The 19,373-nt window shown below is 45.9% G+C and carries 14 protein-coding genes; 13 read left to right on the forward strand and 1 reads right to left on the reverse strand.

What is annotated here, in order from left to right:
- Positions 1-101: 101 nt before the first annotated feature.
- Positions 102-2,135, reverse strand: coding sequence for a UvrD-helicase domain-containing protein (locus JMX91_RS03050; RefSeq protein WP_201547616.1), 2,034 nt, complete (start codon positions 2,133-2,135; stop codon positions 102-104).
- Positions 2,136-2,963: 828 nt separating this feature from the next.
- On the opposite strand from JMX91_RS03050, the gene ndhC reads away from it, so the two are divergent.
- The 13 genes from ndhC to JMX91_RS03115 all read left to right on the forward strand — a co-directional run bounded on the left by ndhC (position 2,964) and on the right by JMX91_RS03115 (position 19,304).
- Positions 2,964-3,587: an NADH-quinone oxidoreductase subunit A gene (ndhC, locus tag JMX91_RS03055; RefSeq protein ID WP_102091044.1), complete on the forward strand. Its 624-nt coding sequence runs from the start codon at positions 2,964-2,966 to the stop codon at positions 3,585-3,587.
- A 174-nt stretch (positions 3,588-3,761) separates the two neighbouring features.
- Complete coding sequence (locus JMX91_RS03060; RefSeq protein WP_101206265.1) at positions 3,762-4,430, forward strand: NuoB/complex I 20 kDa subunit family protein; 669 nt, start codon at positions 3,762-3,764, stop codon at positions 4,428-4,430.
- A 152-nt stretch (positions 4,431-4,582) separates the two neighbouring features.
- On the forward strand, positions 4,583-6,358 hold the full coding sequence (nuoC, locus tag JMX91_RS03065) for an NADH-quinone oxidoreductase subunit C/D (protein WP_201547617.1): 1,776 nt from the start codon (positions 4,583-4,585) through the stop codon (positions 6,356-6,358).
- Positions 6,359-6,505: 147 nt separating this feature from the next.
- Positions 6,506-7,015, forward strand: coding sequence for an NADH-quinone oxidoreductase subunit NuoE (nuoE, locus tag JMX91_RS03070; RefSeq protein WP_057758927.1), 510 nt, complete (start codon positions 6,506-6,508; stop codon positions 7,013-7,015).
- Positions 7,012-8,436, forward strand: coding sequence for an NADH-quinone oxidoreductase subunit NuoF (gene nuoF / locus JMX91_RS03075; RefSeq protein ID WP_201547618.1), 1,425 nt, complete (start codon positions 7,012-7,014; stop codon positions 8,434-8,436). Before nuoE ends, nuoF begins: the two co-directional genes overlap by 4 nt.
- 10 nt (positions 8,437-8,446) lie before the next feature.
- The gene (gene nuoG / locus JMX91_RS03080; protein ID WP_201547619.1) at positions 8,447-11,518 is read left to right on the forward strand and encodes an NADH-quinone oxidoreductase subunit NuoG; all 3,072 of its coding nucleotides are present in this window, start codon (positions 8,447-8,449) and stop codon (positions 11,516-11,518) included.
- 52 nt (positions 11,519-11,570) lie between these two features.
- Positions 11,571-12,563, forward strand: coding sequence for an NADH-quinone oxidoreductase subunit NuoH (nuoH, locus tag JMX91_RS03085; protein WP_179798733.1), 993 nt, complete (start codon positions 11,571-11,573; stop codon positions 12,561-12,563).
- A gap of 55 nt (positions 12,564-12,618) precedes the next feature.
- Positions 12,619-13,167, forward strand: coding sequence for an NADH-quinone oxidoreductase subunit NuoI (gene nuoI, locus JMX91_RS03090; RefSeq protein WP_010198902.1), 549 nt, complete (start codon positions 12,619-12,621; stop codon positions 13,165-13,167).
- Positions 13,164-13,907 (forward strand): NADH-quinone oxidoreductase subunit J, encoded by a 744-nt coding sequence (gene nuoJ, locus JMX91_RS03095; RefSeq protein WP_201547620.1) that lies wholly within the window; start codon positions 13,164-13,166, stop codon positions 13,905-13,907. Before nuoI ends, nuoJ begins: the two co-directional genes overlap by 4 nt.
- A gap of 98 nt (positions 13,908-14,005) precedes the next feature.
- Positions 14,006-14,314: an NADH-quinone oxidoreductase subunit NuoK gene (gene nuoK, locus JMX91_RS03100; protein WP_025653102.1), complete on the forward strand. Its 309-nt coding sequence runs from the start codon at positions 14,006-14,008 to the stop codon at positions 14,312-14,314.
- A gap of 4 nt (positions 14,315-14,318) precedes the next feature.
- Positions 14,319-16,193: an NADH-quinone oxidoreductase subunit L gene (gene nuoL, locus JMX91_RS03105; RefSeq protein ID WP_201547621.1), complete on the forward strand. Its 1,875-nt coding sequence runs from the start codon at positions 14,319-14,321 to the stop codon at positions 16,191-16,193.
- Between the two features lie 3 nt (positions 16,194-16,196).
- Complete coding sequence (gene nuoM / locus JMX91_RS03110) at positions 16,197-17,822, forward strand: NADH-quinone oxidoreductase subunit M (protein ID WP_201547622.1); 1,626 nt, start codon at positions 16,197-16,199, stop codon at positions 17,820-17,822.
- Positions 17,823-17,825: 3 nt separating this feature from the next.
- Positions 17,826-19,304 (forward strand): NADH-quinone oxidoreductase subunit N, encoded by a 1,479-nt coding sequence (locus tag JMX91_RS03115; protein ID WP_201547623.1) that lies wholly within the window; start codon positions 17,826-17,828, stop codon positions 19,302-19,304.
- The last annotated feature ends 69 nt before the right edge of the window (positions 19,305-19,373 follow it).

Below are 19,373 nucleotides of genomic sequence, written 5' to 3' on the forward strand. Positions count from 1 at the left end.
TAACGATTATATCAATCGTTTTTTGCACAGTCTAAAGCGTGTTCTCTTGAGCGTTTTACTTAAGTGTTTATTGCTTAGGTGCTTAAATGTCTTGATTAAGATTAACGCTTACCCAGTAACGCTCGAATATTGGCCAAATATTCGTCAGCGACGGCCTCTGGGTCTTTGGTCGCTTTTTTCTTTTTCGCTTTAGCAGGCCAATCAATATGATCTTCAGGTAGCTCATCCAAAAATCTTGATTCTGAGGTAACGCGCATTTGACCACCAGCACGGCGCTGGGTCGCGAGTGTCAATGTCAGCTCACGGCGCGCACGGGTAATGCCCACGTACATCAGACGGCGCTCTTCTTCGACCGTCTCACTCATAATAGAGTTGCGATGCGGCAGCATCTCTTCCTCAAGCCCCATGATATAAACAAAATCAAACTCCAAGCCCTTTGCCGCATGTAAGGTCATTAAGTTAACTTTGTTGGTATTCTCTTCTTCTTGCTGTTGCTCGAGCATATCAAGCAATACCAGCTTACGAATGATGGTATCAATCGTCCGATCTTCGTCTTCTTCAGCACGATTAATCAACGACTGAATGCTGGTATAAAGCATATCGATATTATCAATACGGTTTTTTTCTTGTTGCGGCGTTTTGGCGTCGCTACGCACAAAATCAATATAACCCGTCTCATCAATCATCTGGCGTACGATTGGTACAGGGTCAGGATGTTGATCCAACTCACGCGTATAGTGCTCAATGAATTCACCAAACTCTTTTATCGTACCATAAGCCTTTGAGGGCAATACATGAGTTAGGCCAGCGTGGGTGCAAGAGGCCAATAGTGATATGCTGTGTTCTTGCGCAAACAAACCAAGCTTTTCTAGCGTGGCTGGTCCCATACCGCGCTTAGGTGTATTGATAATACGTAAAAATGCACTGTCATCTTCAGGGTTCAAAATCAGGCGCAGATAGCCCATGATGTCTTTGATTTCACTACGGGCAAAGAATGACTGACCGCCTGATAACTTATAAGGTACTTGCAACTGGCGTAATTGTGCCTCTAGCATACGTGCCTGAAAGTTACTGCGGTACAGTACGGCATACTGTTCCCACTCATTGCCGAAACGCAGCTTGTGCGTGACAATTTCTTTGGCCACGCGCTCGGATTCATCATCGTCATTACGACAGTTAATGATGCGGATTTTTTCGCCTTGACCTTTATCCGACCACAGTTTTTTCTCGAATAAATGCTCGTTATTTAGAATAACGGCGTTGGCCGAAGTCAAAATACGCGTGGTTGAGCGGTAATTTTGCTCAAGCATAACGATTTTTAGTTTTGGAAAATCTTCTTTGAGTAGTGCCATGTTTTCAGGCTTTGCTCCGCGCCACGCATAAATAGATTGGTCATCATCACCTACCACGGTGAATCGACCCTGAGGCCCGACCAAGTACTTAATCATCTCATACTGCGCTGTATTGGTATCTTGATACTCATCGACCAATAGATAACGAATACGGTTTTGCCACTTATCACGCAGTTCTCTATTTTCACGTAATATCTTGGTTGGCAATACAATCAAGTCATCAAAATCGACGGCATTATAAGCGCGCAAGTTACGCTCATAAAGCGCGTACAAGGTTGCAAAAATCATGTCTTCTGGATCGTCTAACGTTTCCATCGCCTTATCAGGCTCGACCAAGTCATTTTTCCAATCAGAAATCATTTTGATGGCTTTACCGACCAACTCACGGCTTTCAGCGCCACTCAAGTTGTCGCGCATCATCAGCTCCATCAACAAGCGTTTACTGTCATCGCTGTCCATAATGGAAAAGTTGCCTTTTAGTGGGGTATGAATCAGCTCATAGCGCAAAAACTGTAGACCAAATTGGTGAAAGGTCGATACGGTCAGACCACGCATTTTTTCGCTAGGGAGCAGTTTGCTAACTCGCGCTTTCATTTCACGTGCCGCTTTATTGGTAAAGGTCACAGCGGTGATACGCTCAGCTGGCATGTCGCATTCTTGGATTAGGTAAGCAATCTTACGCGTAATCACAGAGGTCTTGCCGGAGCCAGCACCTGCAAGTACAAGTAATGGACCAGATACGTAGAGCATGGCCTCGGATTGTTTGGGATTGAGTTGACTCATAACGTGACCTGTAAGACAAAAACAAAAAAGAGGGTAGCGCTGATATGACAAAGATAGATAAACGCAGCGCGCATCATCAAAACTCGTATCGTTGCGATATTTTAATAATCTTTATTGTAAGAATAATAGAATTTAAGGTTTGATGATGGCATATCATAAAAATCTGGTGGGTCATTATAAAGCAAAAATGCTCACTTTGGGGGAGGACTTGGGTGATGAAAGTGGGGTATTCGGACACTTGATTTTTGACAAATAGCGTGGCAGTGTTTGCTCATAGCCAAAAGTACGGATTTGGGGTTAATATAAGGTAAGGTCTATATCATAATTCATAGTAAAAAAAACACATTTTTTTTACACAGAAAGTGACCGTTCAATACAGTTAAAAACTAGCTTTTAGGCACTGATATGCGTATAGTACGTAAATAATTTATGCCAGTTGTCACGTCATTGTTGACCACGTGTAATGAGCTATTAAATCAATTAAGTAAGCAGTCAGATATGATATTGATTTAATACGTTGATCTTACGTTGTTAGAAGATGCGTTGGGCGACCAGCCTTTATCCGCGCGCATACCGGAATCTCTACAGTTGGTCACGTCTGACATCGTCGTCAATAAGCTTGATAGTTGGTTGTTACCAGAAAAATACCTAACATGTGACTCAATGACAGTTACTTAAACACAGTGACAGTTGCTGAAGTGCAGTGACAATTACTTAAATAAAGTCACTTTGTGTTTTCGTCTGCGTTATACCTGTCGCAACATGGCCTGAGTGGGTCAGTGCTTGCGCTGTGTCTAACACTCGATTGGGTGAGGAGCACGTATTATCATGTCTGCTTTTAATTGGTCAGCCATTGCTTTTATCTTAGCCGCCATTGGGCTAGTTGTCTTTATGCTGGTCGTACCGCGCTTACTTGGCGGTCGCTCTCAAGGCTCACAAAAGGAAGAAGTATTTGAAGCGGGTGTTGTCGGATCTGGCAACGCCCGTATTCGTTTGTCTGCCAAATTTTATTTGGTCGCAATCTTCTTTGTGATTTTTGATTTAGAGGCGCTATATCTCTACGCTTATGCTGTGTCAGTACGCGAGGCAGGCTGGCTTGGCTTTGCCGCCGCTGGCACGTTTATCACTATTCTAATTATTGGTTTGATTTATGAGCTGAGCTTGGGTGCGATGAACTGGGCACCTGCTGACAAGCTACGCAAAAAAGCACGCTTATATGCGGCGCCTGCAGGCTTTAATTTGGCAGACATCACCAAGTTTGATGGTGCTCATGAGCTAATGGTCGATCCGACAGGTAAAGTACCCGCGCAGTCATCCGGTCAAATCAATGTCTCAAACAATATTGAGACCAATCGTCGTCATCTACAAAACATCGATCATATTAATACCACGGGTAACGTTACTTCTGTGGATTTTGCGACGTCTGCTCAGCAGGACAAAACTGAACGTTAATAGCAGTTGATGCTCAGCTTATAGCGTTTGCAAAAACGAGCAGAAAAGCATGAAAGCGTAAGTGCTGTTTGTATTAATGATCGCTGATGATTAGCCACTTATTAATAATAAAATTATGGCGATAGCGCGAGCAAGATGATTGCCACGCCAAGCCTAATATGAAGGTTGTATGTTATGAAATACACATTAACAAAAGCCAACCCCGATGCAGATACCTATCCTGCACAGACCAGTCAAACGGTCAATGATCCTATCGAAGATGAAGTGAATAAAAACGTCTTTATGGGTCGTCTCGAAGACCTCGTTCATTCAACAGCAAACTGGGGGCGTAAAAATTCACTGTGGCCATTTAACTTTGGTACTTCTTGCTGTTATGTTGAATACGCTACTACCTTAACCGCCGTTCATGATTTGTCACGTTTTGGGGCAGAGGTTATTCGTGCCTCGCCTCGTCAGGCGGACGTCATGATCGTCGCTGGTACTTGCTTCGTTAAGATGGCACCTGTCATCCAGCGCCTATATGAGCAAATGCTTGAGCCAAAATGGGTTATCTCTATGGGTGCCTGTGCCAACTCGGGCGGTATGTATGATATCTATTCAGTCGTACAAGGCGTCGATAAGATTATCCCTGTTGATGTGTATGTGCCAGGTTGTCCGCCGCGTCCAGAAGCGCTTATTCAGGGTTTGATGTTGTTACAAGAATCTATTACTAAAGAGCGTCGTCCGCTGGGTATCCATGTCAATGAGCAGGGTATCTATCAGCCGCAAATGACGCCTGAGCGTGACCGTAAGCAGGCAGATCGTATCGCTGTCAAAAACTTGCGCAGCCCAGATAGTATTTAAGTTTCAAACAGCATTTAGACTTATAGCAACAGTTTCAATATTTTATGCGCTTATCATAGTTCGGTTATGATTAACATAGCTCAGTTATGGTTGACATAGTTCGGTTATGACTAACATAGTTCAGTTATGATTAATGAAGGAATACATCATTCATGGTCACGGTAGTCGAAAACATAGATCCTAAGATCAAGCCCGTCCCAGCAGTCATCACAGAGCTGGAACAAAAGTATGCTGGTAAATTTGTCGTGCAGCAGACTGTGGATGAGATTCCAACGGTTTGGGTGGCGCGTGCTGATTTATTAGATATTCTCTTATTCTTGCGCAAACTGCCTAAACCTTACGTCATGCTATTTGACTTGTCAGCGATAGATGAGCGTTTACGCCAGCATCGCGCGGGTTTGCCTGACAGTGACTTTACGGTGTTTTATCACTTGATGTCGCTTGAGCGCAATAGTGATGTACGTATCAAGGTCGCGCTGAGCGAAGACGATGTCAATGTACCGAGCGCCACCAATATTTGGCCAAATGCCAACTGGTATGAGCGCGAAGTGTGGGACATGTTCGGTATCGTCTTTACAGGTCATCCGCATTTAACCCGTATTTTATTACCGAAATATTGGGAAGGTCATCCACTGCGTAAAGAGTATCATGCGCGGGCGACTGAATTTACCCCGTATTTCTTGAATACCGCCAAGCAACAATACGAGCAAGAAAACCTACGTTTTGTCCCAGAAGAATGGGGCATGAAGCGTTCAGGTCGCGATGAGGACTTTATGTTCTTGAACATCGGTCCTAACCACCCCTCCGCTCATGGTGCGTTTCGCTTAGTACTACAGCTGGATGGCGAAGAAGTCGTCGACTGTATCCCTGATATCGGCTATCACCATCGCGGCGCCGAAAAGATGGCTGAGCGCCAAACGTGGCACTCATTCATTCCTTATACCGACCGTATTGACTACCTCGGCGGTGTAATGAATGAGCTGCCATATATCATGTCGGTTGAAAAGCTTGCAGGGATTACCGTGCCACCGCGCGCTGAAACCATTCGCGTGATGATGAGTGAGTTTTTCCGAATCACCAACAATTTGCTATACGTTGGTACGTTCATTCAGGATGCGGGTGGTATGACGCCTGTATTTTATATGTTTACCGATCGCCAAAAAGCCTATGACGTCATCGAAGCCGTGACAGGCTACCGTATGCATCCGGCTTGGTTCCGTATCGGTGGTACTGCTGCTGATTTGCCGCGCGGTTGGCAGCGTTTGGTGCGTGAGTTCTTAGATTGGATGCCTAAGCGCCTGGACGAATATGTCAAAGCAGCATTACAAAACAGCGTGCTCAAAGGCCGTACCCAAGGAGTTGCTCAGTACAATGCCAAGCAAGCACTTGCTTGGGGCGTGACGGGCGCTGGTCTGCGCGCGACAGGCGTGGATTTTGATCTACGTAAAGCACGTCCATACATGGGCTATGAGAATTACGATTTTGAAGTGCCAGTTGGTTACAACGGTGACGCTTATGATCGCTGTATGGTCAAAGTTGAAGAGATGCGTCAGTCATTGCGTATCATTCGTCAATGTATGGACAATATGCCACAAGGTCCTTACAAAGCGGATCATCCACTGGCCGTACCACCGCCAAAAGACCGTACGCTAAATGATATTGAGACATTGATTAATCATTTTATCTCAGTATCTTGGGGGCCTGTGATGCCAGCAGGCGAATGTACGACGATCGTTGAGGCGACCAAAGGTCTGAACAGTTATTACATCACCTCAGACAAGGCCACGATGAGCTATCGTACCCGTATTCGTACACCGACATTTGCGCATATACAACAGATGCCATCGGTCATCAATGGCTCGCTGGTTTCTGATGCCATTATGTACCTAGCATCGATTGATATTGTGATGGCGGATTGTGATCGTTAGAGCCGCTGCTTCAAAAGTATTTGTTCATCAATATATTATTGCCTGATGGCATACCAAAATGCTGTCACTTGTCGATATAACCACAGTTTCAATCAGACTGATATTGGCTTGTGATAGAGCAGGATGAGTGAGGAAAGACAGAAGATTATGAAAATTGTTTCCGACAAAATGCCAAAAGTAGATGTGGAAAGCATTCTCACTAGTGATGAAATTGCTGCCATTCATGAGTTTATGCACCATTACCCACAGGCGCGTGCTGCCTCATTAGATGCGCTAAAAATCGTGCAAAAGCGTAACGGCTGGGTCGATGATGCGCAAGCAAATGCCATTGCCAATATCCTAGATATCCCGATGTCAGACATGGACGGAGTTGCGACTTTCTTTAACCGTATTTATCGCCAACCTGTCGGTCGCCATGTGATTCTCATATGCGACTCTGTGGCGTGTTATTTGACAGGTTATGAAGCGCTGTCAGCTGAGATCAGATCACAGCTGGGTATTGAGTATGGTCAGACAACTGCTGATGGTCGTTTTACCCTATTACCAATTTGCTGCTTGGGCAACTGTGATAAGGGACCAGCGGTACTGATCGATGAAGACACTTATGGCCCTGTCCAGCCATCTGAGGTCGCGCAATTATTGGAGCTATACGCATGAGTTTAACGATTTCAGAGCAAATTGCTCGTCGCGGCCAAGGCCAAGCGCCAAGCCAGCTAAATGCACAGCGTGTTCCAATTTACGGTGATAAAGCGACAGCCACTAGCGAAACCAAGCCTTTGACGTGGCGTTTGGCGCATCATGATGCGGTGCTTGATTTAGCTACTTATGAATCTCTAAAGGGCTTTACGGGTCTAAAAGAAGCGCTATCTAAGTCGCCTAAAGACGTCGGCAATATGATTAAAGCGGCCAATGTCCGAGGTCGCGGCGGTGCGGGCTTTAATGCTGGTCTAAAGTGGTCATTTATGTCGCCGCCGGACGGTTTGCCGCGTTATCTGATCTGTAATGCGGATGAAATGGAGCCGGGCACGTTTAAAGACCGTTTGCTCATGGAGCGTCTACCGTTTCAGCTAATCGAAGGGATGCTAATTACCGCTCATGCGATTGGCGCCACTGACGGTTATATCTTTATCCGCGGTGAGTATATCTTAGCCGCTGAGCGTTTGGTCGCTGCTATCGAAGAGTGCTTGGCCAACAATCTCATGGGCGACAACATTTTAGGCTCAGATTTTAGCTTTAATTTGCACGTGCATACGGGAGCTGGACGTTATATTTGCGGTGAAGAAACGGCACTGATTAACTGTCTAGAAGGCCGCCGTGCTAACCCACGTACTAAGCCGCCGTTTCCACAAATCTCTGGTGCATGGGGTCGTCCAACCGTTGTTAATAACGTTGAGACTCTATGCAATATGCCAGCGATTTTGAATCACGGCGTCGAGTGGTATCAGTCATTATCTGAAATCAAAGGCAAAAGTAAAACGCCGGGCACCAAACTGTTTGGCTGCTCAGGATTGGTCAATGATCCAGGCCTCTGGGAATTACCGTTTGGCTATACGGCGCGCGAAATCATCGAAGATTTAGCGGGCGGTATGAAAGATGGTAAAACGCTTAAGGCTTGGCTGCCGGGCGGCGCATCGACAGACTTTTTAACCGCTGATCATCTAGACGTAGTCGTAGATTTTGACCCAATTCAAGAAGCGGGTAGCCGTATGGGTACTGGTCTCATTATGGTCGTCGATGAATCACAAGACATGGTGCCATTACTGCGCAACCTTGAGATTTTCTTTCAGCGCGAGTCATGTGGTTGGTGTACACCATGCCGTGATGGTCTGCCGTGGGGCGTTAAACTGCTTACCGCCATCAATGATGGTGAAGGGCAAGTGGGCGATGTCGAAAAACTAGAAGGCCTGACGCGTGACTTATGGATTGGTAAAACATTCTGTGCGCATGCGCCAGGTGCGATGGAACCACTAATGAGTGCGATTAAATATTTCCGTCCAGAGTTTGATCAAAAAATCGCGCAGGCGGTTGGTGTCGATGTTATTGATGCGGCAGCCAACCAACAGCCAGTAGTGAAATAAGGAGAGCGGCATGGCAGTCATACATATTGATGGAACCACTGTCGAAGTAGATAGCGCAGATAACTTGCTACAAGCCTGCTTATCACTCGGCATTGATGTGCCGTATTTTTGTTATCATCCAGCGCTTGGCTCAGTAGGCTCGTGCCGTCAGTGCGCGGTCAAGCAATTCCAAAATAAAGAAGATATGGAAGCAGGTCGCGGTCGCCTCGTGATGTCATGTATGGTCGCTCCTGGCGATGACATGTACATCTCTGTGACTGACGATGAAGCCAAAGCTTTCCGCAAGTCGATGGTTGAGCTACTTATGACCAACCATCCACATGACTGTCCAACTTGTGAAGAGGGTGGACATTGTCACTTGCAAGACATGACCTATATGTCAGGTCATAGCCGTCGTCGCTATCGCTTTACCAAGCGCACGCACCATAACCAAGAGCTTGGTCCATTCATCGCGCATGAGATGAACCGCTGTATCGCTTGCTATCGCTGTGTACGTTTTTATAAAGACTACGCAGGCGGCGAAGATTTGGGCGTTTATGGCTCAAACAACCGCGTTTACTTTGGCCGTGATAAAGATGGGCAGTTTGAAAGTGAGTTTTCAGGTAACTTGACTGAAGTCTGCCCAACCGGTGTGTTTACTGATAAAACCCACTCTGATCGCTACAATCGTAAGTGGGACATGCAGTATGCGCCTAGCATCTGTCATGGTTGCTCGGCTGGTTGTAATATCTCACCAGGTGAGCGTTATGGTGAATTGCGCCGTATCGAAAACCGCTATAACGGAGAAGTAAACCGTTACTTCTTATGTGACCGTGGTCGCTTTGGTTATGGCTATGTCAATCGTGATGATCGTCCAACCCAAGCGCTTGAACGTATCAATGATAAGCATGTCAAAATCAATATCGACTATGCACTTGATGAAACCATCAAACGTATTAAAGATAAAAAAGTCATTGGTATTGGCTCACCGCGTGCCAGTCTAGAGACCAACTTTGCGCTAAAAAACCTAGTCGGCTTTGATAACTTTTCAACCGGTCTGAACCATCAGCAGCAAGCATTGGTCAACAAGTGCATCGAAGTGCTGAGCACTGAAGGCATTTATAACCCTAGCATGACCGATATCGAAACGCATGATGCAGTGCTCGTATTAGGCGAGGATATCACTCAAACGTCATCACGTGTCGCATTGTCAGTACGTCAAGCGGCAAAAAATGAAGGCCTGAAAATGGCAGCGGCATTGCAAACGCAGCCTTGGCTTGCCGAACCAGTCAAACGTATCGCTCAAGATGCGCTAAGCCCAATCTATGTCATCGATGTAACGCAAACCAAGCTAGAAGACATCAGTAAAGTGAGTGTGGTGGCGACTCCCGAAGATATTATTAAACTTGGCTTTAAGGTTGCTGATGAGATTGCAAAACTTTCTGATGACTTATCAGAAATAGCAGATCCGCAAGCGGCTGAGCAAGATGCCAGTATCGATACTGATGGTATGCAAGCATTGGCGCAGCAAATCGCTTATGACTTGATCCAAGCCGATAAGCCATTGGTTGTGTCAGGTAGTAGCCTGTCTTCTACCGCATTGATAGAAGCAGCGGCGCAGATTACCCAAACATTGACCCAAAAACGCGAGGCGGTCAAAGCGACTGAGCAGCAGCAGGTTGAGGCACATAATGCCAAAGTCAAAGCCCAAGCGTTGTCTGCTAATGATCAGCCTGAAGAAGATAAAGAGCTATCAGCCAAACCGAACAAGCCTGAAACAGGTGTGGATACAGAAGTACAGGACGATATAGAACGCGAACCTGCTGAAAACCTTGAGCTGAAAGAAGTTAATACTAAATACCAAGCGCAAGCAGGTATTTACTTAACGGTTCCTGATGCCAATAGCATGGGCGTTTGTATGCTTGGCGGTCAATCAGTTGAAGAGTTGCTAGCCACTGATTACGATGTGGTTGTGGTTGCAGAAAACCAGCTAACAGATGCGATTGATGCCAATAAATTGACGCAGCTATTGACGGATAAAACGGTCATTGCGTTAGATCATCAGCTCCTTGATTGGCATAAGGACGTCGATATCGTATTGCCAGCGGCTAGCTTTGCAGAAGCGGATGGTACATTGATATCAGCTGAAGGTCGTGCGCAGCGTTTCTTCCAAGTTTACGATAACGAATACTACCATCCGATGAGCAGTATTAAAGAAGGCTGGCGCTGGATACATGCTGTGCATAGCAGCATCGAAGGTCGTGATGTCGACTGGACGCAGTTGGATGATGTGATCAATGCATTGATTGCCACCCATCCTAAACTTGCGGGTATCAAAGGCGCTGCGCCTGATGCTGATTACCGTATAACGGGTCTGAAAATCGCGCGTCAACCGCGTCGTTATTCAGGTCGTACTGCTATGCGTGCGCCAATCTCAGTGCACGAGCCAATGCAGCCAAAAGATTTGGACACTGGTTTGACCTTCTCAATGGAAGGTTATAGCGGTAAAGAAACGCCAAGCTCGATGATTCCTTTTGCCAATGCGGCAGGTTGGAACTCACCGCAAGCATGGAACAAATATCAAGATAAAGTTGGCGGTCATCTGAAAAATGGCGATCCAGGTGTGCGTTTGTTCGATCAACTAGAGCGCCTAGCCACTCGTCAATATGTGGCGCCAGAAGCCATGTCTGCAAACACTACTGACTTACAGCAAGGCCAAGCGAAACTGGTACCGATTCATAATATCTATGCCAGCTCAATGATGGCATCACGTAGCCCACTCGTTGCAGAGCAACTACCCGTTGCTGCATGGCGTATCGGTATAGACGATGCCAAAGACTGGAATATTGTGGCTGGTGATTACTTGGCGATTGAGATTGATAAACAACAAATCACCTTGCCAGTACAGCTGGTCGGTTATTTAGCAGAAGGTTGTATCGGTTACCCAGTTGGGCAGGTGAGTATCATTCACCCGTCAATGCCAGCGTCGGTGCGTAAAGTAGATGCACCAGTGACGATGATGGGTAGCATGGCTAACGATATGATTAATGATAATGACACAGCGCAAATGAACGCAGCGCCGACCACCACACAGGAGGTGTAATATGCAAGTTACCCGTATTATCCCTGATGTGCCAAGCTTTTTGGCCAATAGCATGAGCTTTGATACTTGGTCTATTCTGTTTTTGGTGGGTCAATCACTAGTCATCTTTTTGGTCGTGGTATTGGTTGCCGCGATGATGATTATCTATGAGCGCCGTATGCTGGCCTTATGGCAAGATCGTTATGGTCCAAACCGTGTGGGGCCTTTTGGTTCACTACAACTAGTCGCCGATATGCTCAAAATCTTCTTTAAAGAAGATTGGACACCAAACTTTACCGACAAGTTTATGTTCACCTTGGCACCTGCGGTCGCAATGTTTACTGCCTTGGCTTCATTTGCCATTATTCCTATCTCACCAACACTTGGCGTGGTTGATTGGGATATTGGTATTCTGTTTTTCTTTGCCATGGCTGGTATTGCTGTTTACGCCGTGATGTTCGGTGGTTGGGCATCTGCCAATAAGTTCTCGCTACTTGGTGGTTTGCGCTCTGCTGCACAGACAATCAGTTATGAAGTGTTTTTGGGTTTGTCGTTGATGGGCGTTGTTGCGCTAACAGGTTCATTTAACTTACGTGCCATTGTCGAAGCACAAGCGGATGGCTGGTATATCATCCCGCAGTTTTTTGGCTTTCTAACATTTGTGGTGGCTGGTGTTGCCGTTACGCATAGACATCCATTTGACCAACCAGAAGCAGAGCAAGAACTGGCTGAAGGTTATCATGTTGAATATTCTGGCATGAAGTTTGGTATGTTCTTTATTGGTGAGTATGTCAACGTTGTCTTGATTTCTGCCTTGATGACTTGCTTGTTCTTTGGCGGTTGGCTTGCGCCGTTCAATTTAGATATTCCATTTATTCCACCAGCTTTTTGGTTCATGATTAAAACGCTGTTCTTTATGACCATGTTTGTTTTGGCTCGAGGCTCACTCATGCGTCCGCGTTATGATCAGGTGATGAACTTTGGCTGGAAAGTATGTCTGCCCGTAACCTTGATCAATTTGTTGATTACTGCTGCGGTCATTTTGATCTTTTCCCCAACGTTATAGTCATTACTAGCCATCACTGATGAACTAGGGTAAAGCTGATAAGGATAATAATCCCATGTTTACTACCATAAAAAAGACCGTCATTGGTATATTTACCATTGTCCGCAGCATGTGGATGGTCAATAGTCATGCGCTCAGACCGCGTGACACCATCCTTTATCCTGAAGAGCCGGTACCTGTACCGCCGCGTTTTCGTGGACGTATTGTCCTAACGCGTGATCCTGATGGAGACGAGCGCTGTGTCGCTTGTAATTTGTGTGCGGTGGCATGTCCGGTAGGGTGTATCTCATTACAAAAAGCCGAGCGTGAAGATGGACGCTGGTATCCAGAGTTTTTCCGTATTAACTTCTCACGCTGTATCTTTTGCGGTTTGTGTGAAGAGGCCTGTCCAACGACAGCGATTCAAATGACCCCAGATTTTGAACTGGGTGAATATAAGCGCCAAGATTTGGTCTATGAAAAAGAGCATTTGCTCATTTCAGGACCAGGTAAATACCCTGATTATAACTATTATCGTGTGACAGGTATGGCGGTAGCAGATAAACCAAAAGGCGCAGCACAAAATGAGTCTGCACCAATTGATCTAAGGAGCTTGCTACCATGATGAATATTTTGAACCATCCTGAACTGGCTGGGTTTTATTCACTGGCAGCAGTGGCGATATTTGCCAGTCTGCGCGTAGTGACTCAGGCCAATCCAGTGCATGCTATCTTATCGATGATTGTATCGTTGCTAGCAATTGCTGGGATATTTTTTGTATTAGGAGCGCCGTTTGCGGGTGCGCTAGAGATTGTTGTCTATGCTGGTGCCATTATGGTGCTATTTGTTTTCGTTATCATGATGCTTAATTTGGGCATGAGCAATGACGAGCGCGAAGAGCGTTGGCTTGATGCCGGCACTTGGGCGATACCGACAGGATTGACGATAATCATTGCCGTTGTGCTCTATGCGATGATTGGTCTCAATCACGATGAAGCTGTCATGATGGGTGGCACGACTATCTCTGCCAAAGCAGTCGGTACAGTGCTATTTACCAAATACATTATGCTGGTTGAAGTGGCAGCATTGCTATTATTGGCAGCCTTGGTCGCCGCTTATCATTTAGGTAAAGAGACAGTCGACGATGAGGTCATCGGTAACGATAGCCAAAATTTCAAGCCAAGTGTAGGTAGTATCAAACAATACGACAATGATAGTACGCTTACACAGCATGACGGCGTAGAAATGGCTAAGCCTTACGAATATAAAGATGTTGACCCGCATGACTATGTAGGTATGAAGGTAGGCATGACAGCAGGTAGTCAAGTAGGTGCGAACAAAGTTACGCGCAAGGAGTCAGACTAATGGTACTAGCAGCAAGCGTGGCACAAGATGTGTCAAACGTGCCGTTTGCCCACGAGGTGGCAGGCTTAGTACAGCCAGTTGCTGAGGCGCAAAATGTACTGGGTATGATACCCATGAGCCATGGACTGATTTTGGCAGGTATTTTATTTGCTATCGGTCTGTGCGGCGTCATGGTACGACGTAACTTCCTATTCATGCTAATGAGTCTTGAAATCATGATGAATGCGGCAGCATTAGCATTTGTAGTAGCAGGTAGTCGCTGGGTCGATCCAGACGGACAGATTATGTTTATCTTTATTTTGACCTTGGCCGCGGCTGAAGCGTCAATTGGTCTGGCAATATTATTGCGTTTTTATCATCAGCGTGGGCATCTCGATGTCGATAGCGCCAATGAGATGAAAGGATGATGTCATGAGTTTATTACCATTAACCTTTATATTCCCGCTCATTGGCTTTTTGATTTTAGCCTTCATGCGCGACAAATTATCAGAGACGGTCGCAGCGATTGTTGGCGTGGGTAGCATGCTGTTATCAGCACTATGTACGCTAGTGGTTAGCTATACCTTTTTGACCACCAATCCTGCCGGAACGGTCGTACAGGTTCCGCTGTGGACATGGTTCCAAGTGGGCGACTTTGCGCCGCATTTTGGCTTGAGCTTTGATGGCTTAGCACTGACTATGACCGGCGTTATCACTGGCATCGGCTTTTTGATTCATCTATTTGCTTCTTGGTACATGAAAGGCGATACTGGCTTTGCTCGTTTCTTTAGCTATATGAACTTGTTCGTTGCCAGTATGTTGTTATTGGTGCTCGCAGATGATTTGTTCTTGCTATATCTCGGTTGGGAAGGCGTGGGTATCTGTTCGTACCTATTGATTGGTTATTATTATCACGACAGAGCCAACGGCCGTGCCGCGATGAAAGCCTTTACCGTTACTCGTGTCGGTGATGTGTTCTTAGCCTTCGGTTTGTTTTTATTATTCCGCGAATTCGGTACGCTTAATATTCAAGAGATTATTACGCGCGCGCCAGAAGTGTTCGATGTTAATAACCCAACGATGATGCTTACCACGATGATGTTGGTCGGCGGCGCGATGGGTAAGTCAGCGCAGTTGCCACTACATACATGGCTTGCTGATGCGATGGCAGGCCCGACACCGGTATCGGCATTGATTCATGCCGCGACGATGGTGACTGCAGGTGTTTATCTGATTGCTCGTTTACATCCTTTGTTTGAGCTGACCCCAGGTATCTTATTGTATTGGGTTGGCGGCGTCGGGGCTTTGACGTTGGTCGTTGCTGGATTCTGTGCGCTTGCGCAAACAGACATCAAACGTATCCTTGCTTATTCAACCATGAGTCAGATTGGTTATATGTTCCTAGCACTTGGCGTGGGCGCATGGCAAGGGGCTATCTTCCACTTGATGACCCATGCTTTCTTTAAAGCATTACTGTTCTTATCATCAGGTGCGGTTATCCTTGCGGTACATCACGAGCAAGATATCTTTAAAATGGGTGGTCTGCGCAAAAAGATACCATTGGTATTTTGGTGTTATATCATCGGTGGCGGTGCACTCGCTGCGATACCTTGGGTTACCGTTGGTTTCTATTCTAAAGAAGCAATTCTTTGGGAGACCTATGCGACTGGACACTTAGTACTATTTTATATGGGTGTATTTGGTGCATTCTTAACGGCGATTTATACGTTCCGTATGATTTGGATTATCTTCTTTGGTGAAGAGAAAACCCATGCTCATAAGCTATCAGGGGTGTCGTATTGGTTACCTTTAACTGTATTGCTAGTGTTATCTACAGCCGTTGGTGCTTGGATTACGCCACCACTAGATGGTGTATTGCCAGAGAGCGTTGGCCATCTATTAGAAGTCGCTGGTCAAGCACATGCTAAGCACACCGCAGAGTATATCGCGATGGGTGCCATGGCAGCAGGTTTGATATTGGCAGCACTGTTGTATGTGGTTAATAAAGGTCGCTTGCTCACTAGCTTTAAGCGCTCACGTATTGGTGGGGCGCTATATCACTGGTGCTATCATGGCCTAGGTTTCGACGCGCTATATGATGTAATTTTTGTAAAACCCTTTTTATTCATCGGCCGCTTATTAAAAGCCGACCCTATCGATAAAGCGTGGCTCGTCTTGCCTAAGCTGGCCTCAGCAGGTAATAAAGTATTGTCTGCGACACAAACAGGGTCTCTTCGAGGTTATGCCACAAGCTTTGGCTTGGGTATGGCTGTATTGCTGGTGCTGGTAATGATGACGGTGGTATAAAAGATGATTGAGTTACAACAAACGTGGATGCTACCAGCATTAATTGCAATTCCTTTTATTGCAGGATTGCTATGCTGGGTAGTAGAGCGATTTAATAAACGTCTGCCGCGCTGGATTGCCTTGATCGGTATGATGTTGACTTTTGCTTTGTCGTTGGTACTTTGGCAGCAAGGTAATTTTAGCGGTATGAGTAAGCAGGTCATTGCACCAGATGCTGCCGTGCCTTGGGTCGCTGAATTTAGTGTGCCATGGATACCAAGTTTCGGTATTAGCTTTCACTTAGCACTAGATGGTTTGTCACTGATGATGGTGGCTCTAACAGGTTTGCTTGGTGTGGCAGCTGTTGCTTGTTCGTGGAATGAGATTCAGCGCCGTGTTGGTTTCTTCCATTTAAACTTGCTATGGAGTTTGGGCGGCGTTATTGGTGTTTTCTTAGCGATTGACCTATTCTTATTCTTCTTCTTTTGGGAGATGATGCTGGTTCCTATCTACTTCTTGATCGCCATTTGGGGTCATGATGTGGTTGGCAAAACCAAAGAGTATGCCGCAACTAAGTTCTTTATCTATACCCAAGCGTCTGGGCTTATCATGCTCATCGGTATTTTGGTATTGGTCATTATCAGCTATGCCCAAAAAGGGGTAGTGAGCTTTAACTATAATGACCTGCTCGGTACGTCACTTGGCGGCTGGGAATATCCAATCATGCTGTGCTTCTTCATTGGCTTTGCGGTGAAGTTACCAATCATTCCTTTCCACGGCTGGTTGCCAGATGCGCATGCGCAGGCACCAACGGCAGGTTCGGTGGATTTGGCAGGTGTACTAATTAAAACTGCTGCATATGGTTTGATTCGTTTTGTGTTGCCGCTATTTCCAGCAGCCTCACAAGAGTTTGCACCGATAGCAATTACCCTAGGTACGATTGGTATCTTCTACGGTGCATGGCTTGCGTTTATGCAGACCGACATGAAGCGTTTGCTGGCCTATACCAGTATCTCGCATATGGGTTTTGTGGTACTAGCAATTTATGCTGGAACATTGCTCAGCTTGCAAGGTCTGATGATTCAGATGCTTGCTCATGGTTTAAGTTCAGCTGCACTATTCATTATGGCAGGACAGCTATATGAGCGTCTGCATACACGCGATTTGACCTTAATGGGTGGTATGTGGGGACAGTTCCGCTATTACGCACCGATATTGATGTTCTTCTGTGCCGCGCTGCTAGGTATTCCTGGTACGGGTAACTTCATTGGTGAGTTCATGATTTTATTTGGCTCATTTGCTCAGTATCCAGTGTTTGTGGTTTTTGCGACATTCAGTTTGGTATTAGCAGGTCTTTATTCGCTGATTTTGATTCATCGCGCACTATTTGGTGAAAACAACATCGCTGCATTGGCAGAGCGAGAAACTAAGTCACATGGCTTACCTGCACGTAAACTAAAAGATTTGGGCAAGCGCGAGCTGTCATTACTACTGATGTTAGCTGCTGGTTTGGTATGGCTCGGACTGTACCCACAGCCGTTCCTTGATACCTCAAGTCACGCAATGCAGTGGATCAATAACGCATATATATACAGTCAAGTGACACAGGTAGATGCGTCGCAGCTGCTTGATGTAATGGAGGCACGTTAAGTCATGAATGATATTACGATGAATGATTTGATAGGATTGTTGCCTTACGCGCCGATTATCGCCGTAGTGATTACGGTACTGACGGTTATGATCGCGATTACCTTTAAACGCTCGCACATGGTCACTGGTACGATTACGGTGGCAGGCTTGAATGTTGGTCTATTTACCCTTATCGGGCAGATGATCGGTGTGATTGACAGCGGGTCTATCGCGCCAAACGCTGAGCAGTTATTTGTTATAGATAACTTTGCTCAATTTAATATGGTGGTGATTTTTATCTGTGCTTTGGCTTGTTGTACGCTGTCTTATGCGTATCTGGCCAATCTCAAAGATAACAAAGAAGAGCTGTATTTGCTCATGCTGCTATCGACCATTGGTGCATTACTCATGGTAAGCGCGCAGCATATGGCGTCATTCTTTATGAGCTTGGAGATGCTGTCAGTACCGTTATATGGTTTGCTTGCTTATACTTATATGCGCAACCAGTCACTTGAGTCGGGACTGAAGTATTTGGTATTGTCGGCGACTGCATCAGCGACATTGCTAATGGGTATGGCCTTTATCTATGCAGAAGTAGGCTCACTAGCATTTAAGCCAATCAGCATGGTGCTGGGCAATATCTTTGAGTCGCCACTACTGATATTAGGCGCGGCAATGATGATGTTTGGTATCGCCTTTAAACTCTCGGCTGCTCCTTTCCATATGTGGACGCCAGATGTTTACGAAGGTGCACCAGCGCCTATCGCTACCTTTTTAGCATCCGTATCAAAAGTGGCGATGATGGCACTAGCCGTGCGTTTCTTAATCGATACTGCTTTGCTAGCATTGCCATCAGTGCAAATGCTATTGATGGTCATGGCTACTTTATCTATCTTGGTAGGTAACTTGTTGGCAGTACGTCAAACTAGCCTGAAACGTCTACTTGGTTACTCATCTATTGCCCATATGGGTTATGTGATGATCGTGATTGTCAGCATTGGTTCAGCCGCTGATAGTATCTCTAGTATGTATATGGCGGTTTATGCCTTTACCTCTATCGGTGCCTTTGGTGTAGTGACGTTGATGTCGAGTCCGTATCGCTTATCTGGTGAAGCTGATGAGTTGACGCATTATCAAGGGCTATTCTGGCGTCGTCCATTATTGACCGCTGTCATGACTATCATGATGTTGTCATTGGCTGGTATTCCGTTGACGGCAGGCTTTATCACTAAGCTATTTGCTATCTTAGCTGCAGTACAAGGCACCAACTGGTTCTTGGCTGCGATGATTATCTTGGGCAGTGCGATTGGTCTATTCTACTACTTACGCGTTTTACTCACGCTGTTCAAACGTCCTAAGCAGTTCATCGAGTTTGACGTGTCTGGGCAATGGGGTATTCGTACCGGTGGTATCATGGTCATTGCTGTGACGGCGATTATTCTATTCTTTGGTATCTTGCCAAATAGTATGATTGAGTGGGCAAGTTTGGCTCGCATTTGGTAATGTCGCTGAGTTAATACAACAGATAAGTCGCTGCGATCTATCTGTTGTTACGGTTAAAAAACCAAGATG

The organism is Psychrobacter sp. Pi2-1 (assembly GCF_904846645.1).
GTDB lineage: Bacteria > Pseudomonadota > Gammaproteobacteria > Pseudomonadales > Moraxellaceae > Psychrobacter.

Excerpts from the sequence above, each read along its gene's own strand:
- nuoM (WP_201547622.1), top strand. The coding sequence starts at position 16,197 with ATGATTGAGTTACAACAAACGTGGATGCTACCAGCATTAATTGCAATT.
- ndhC (WP_102091044.1), top strand. The coding sequence starts at position 2,964 with ATGTCTGCTTTTAATTGGTCAGCCATTGCTTTTATCTTAGCCGCCATT.
- nuoC (WP_201547617.1), top strand. The coding sequence starts at position 4,583 with ATGGTCACGGTAGTCGAAAACATAGATCCTAAGATCAAGCCCGTCCCA.
- JMX91_RS03060 (WP_101206265.1), top strand. The coding sequence starts at position 3,762 with ATGAAATACACATTAACAAAAGCCAACCCCGATGCAGATACCTATCCT.
- JMX91_RS03050 (WP_201547616.1), bottom strand. The coding sequence starts at position 2,135 with ATGAGTCAACTCAATCCCAAACAATCCGAGGCCATGCTCTACGTATCT.
- nuoF (WP_201547618.1), top strand. The coding sequence starts at position 7,012 with ATGAGTTTAACGATTTCAGAGCAAATTGCTCGTCGCGGCCAAGGCCAA.
- nuoE (WP_057758927.1), top strand. The coding sequence starts at position 6,506 with ATGAAAATTGTTTCCGACAAAATGCCAAAAGTAGATGTGGAAAGCATT.
- nuoG (WP_201547619.1), top strand. The coding sequence starts at position 8,447 with ATGGCAGTCATACATATTGATGGAACCACTGTCGAAGTAGATAGCGCA.
- nuoI (WP_010198902.1), top strand. The coding sequence starts at position 12,619 with ATGTTTACTACCATAAAAAAGACCGTCATTGGTATATTTACCATTGTC.
- nuoJ (WP_201547620.1), top strand. The coding sequence starts at position 13,164 with ATGATGAATATTTTGAACCATCCTGAACTGGCTGGGTTTTATTCACTG.
- JMX91_RS03115 (WP_201547623.1), top strand. The coding sequence starts at position 17,826 with ATGAATGATATTACGATGAATGATTTGATAGGATTGTTGCCTTACGCG.
- nuoL (WP_201547621.1), top strand. The coding sequence starts at position 14,319 with ATGAGTTTATTACCATTAACCTTTATATTCCCGCTCATTGGCTTTTTG.
- nuoH (WP_179798733.1), top strand. The coding sequence starts at position 11,571 with ATGAGCTTTGATACTTGGTCTATTCTGTTTTTGGTGGGTCAATCACTA.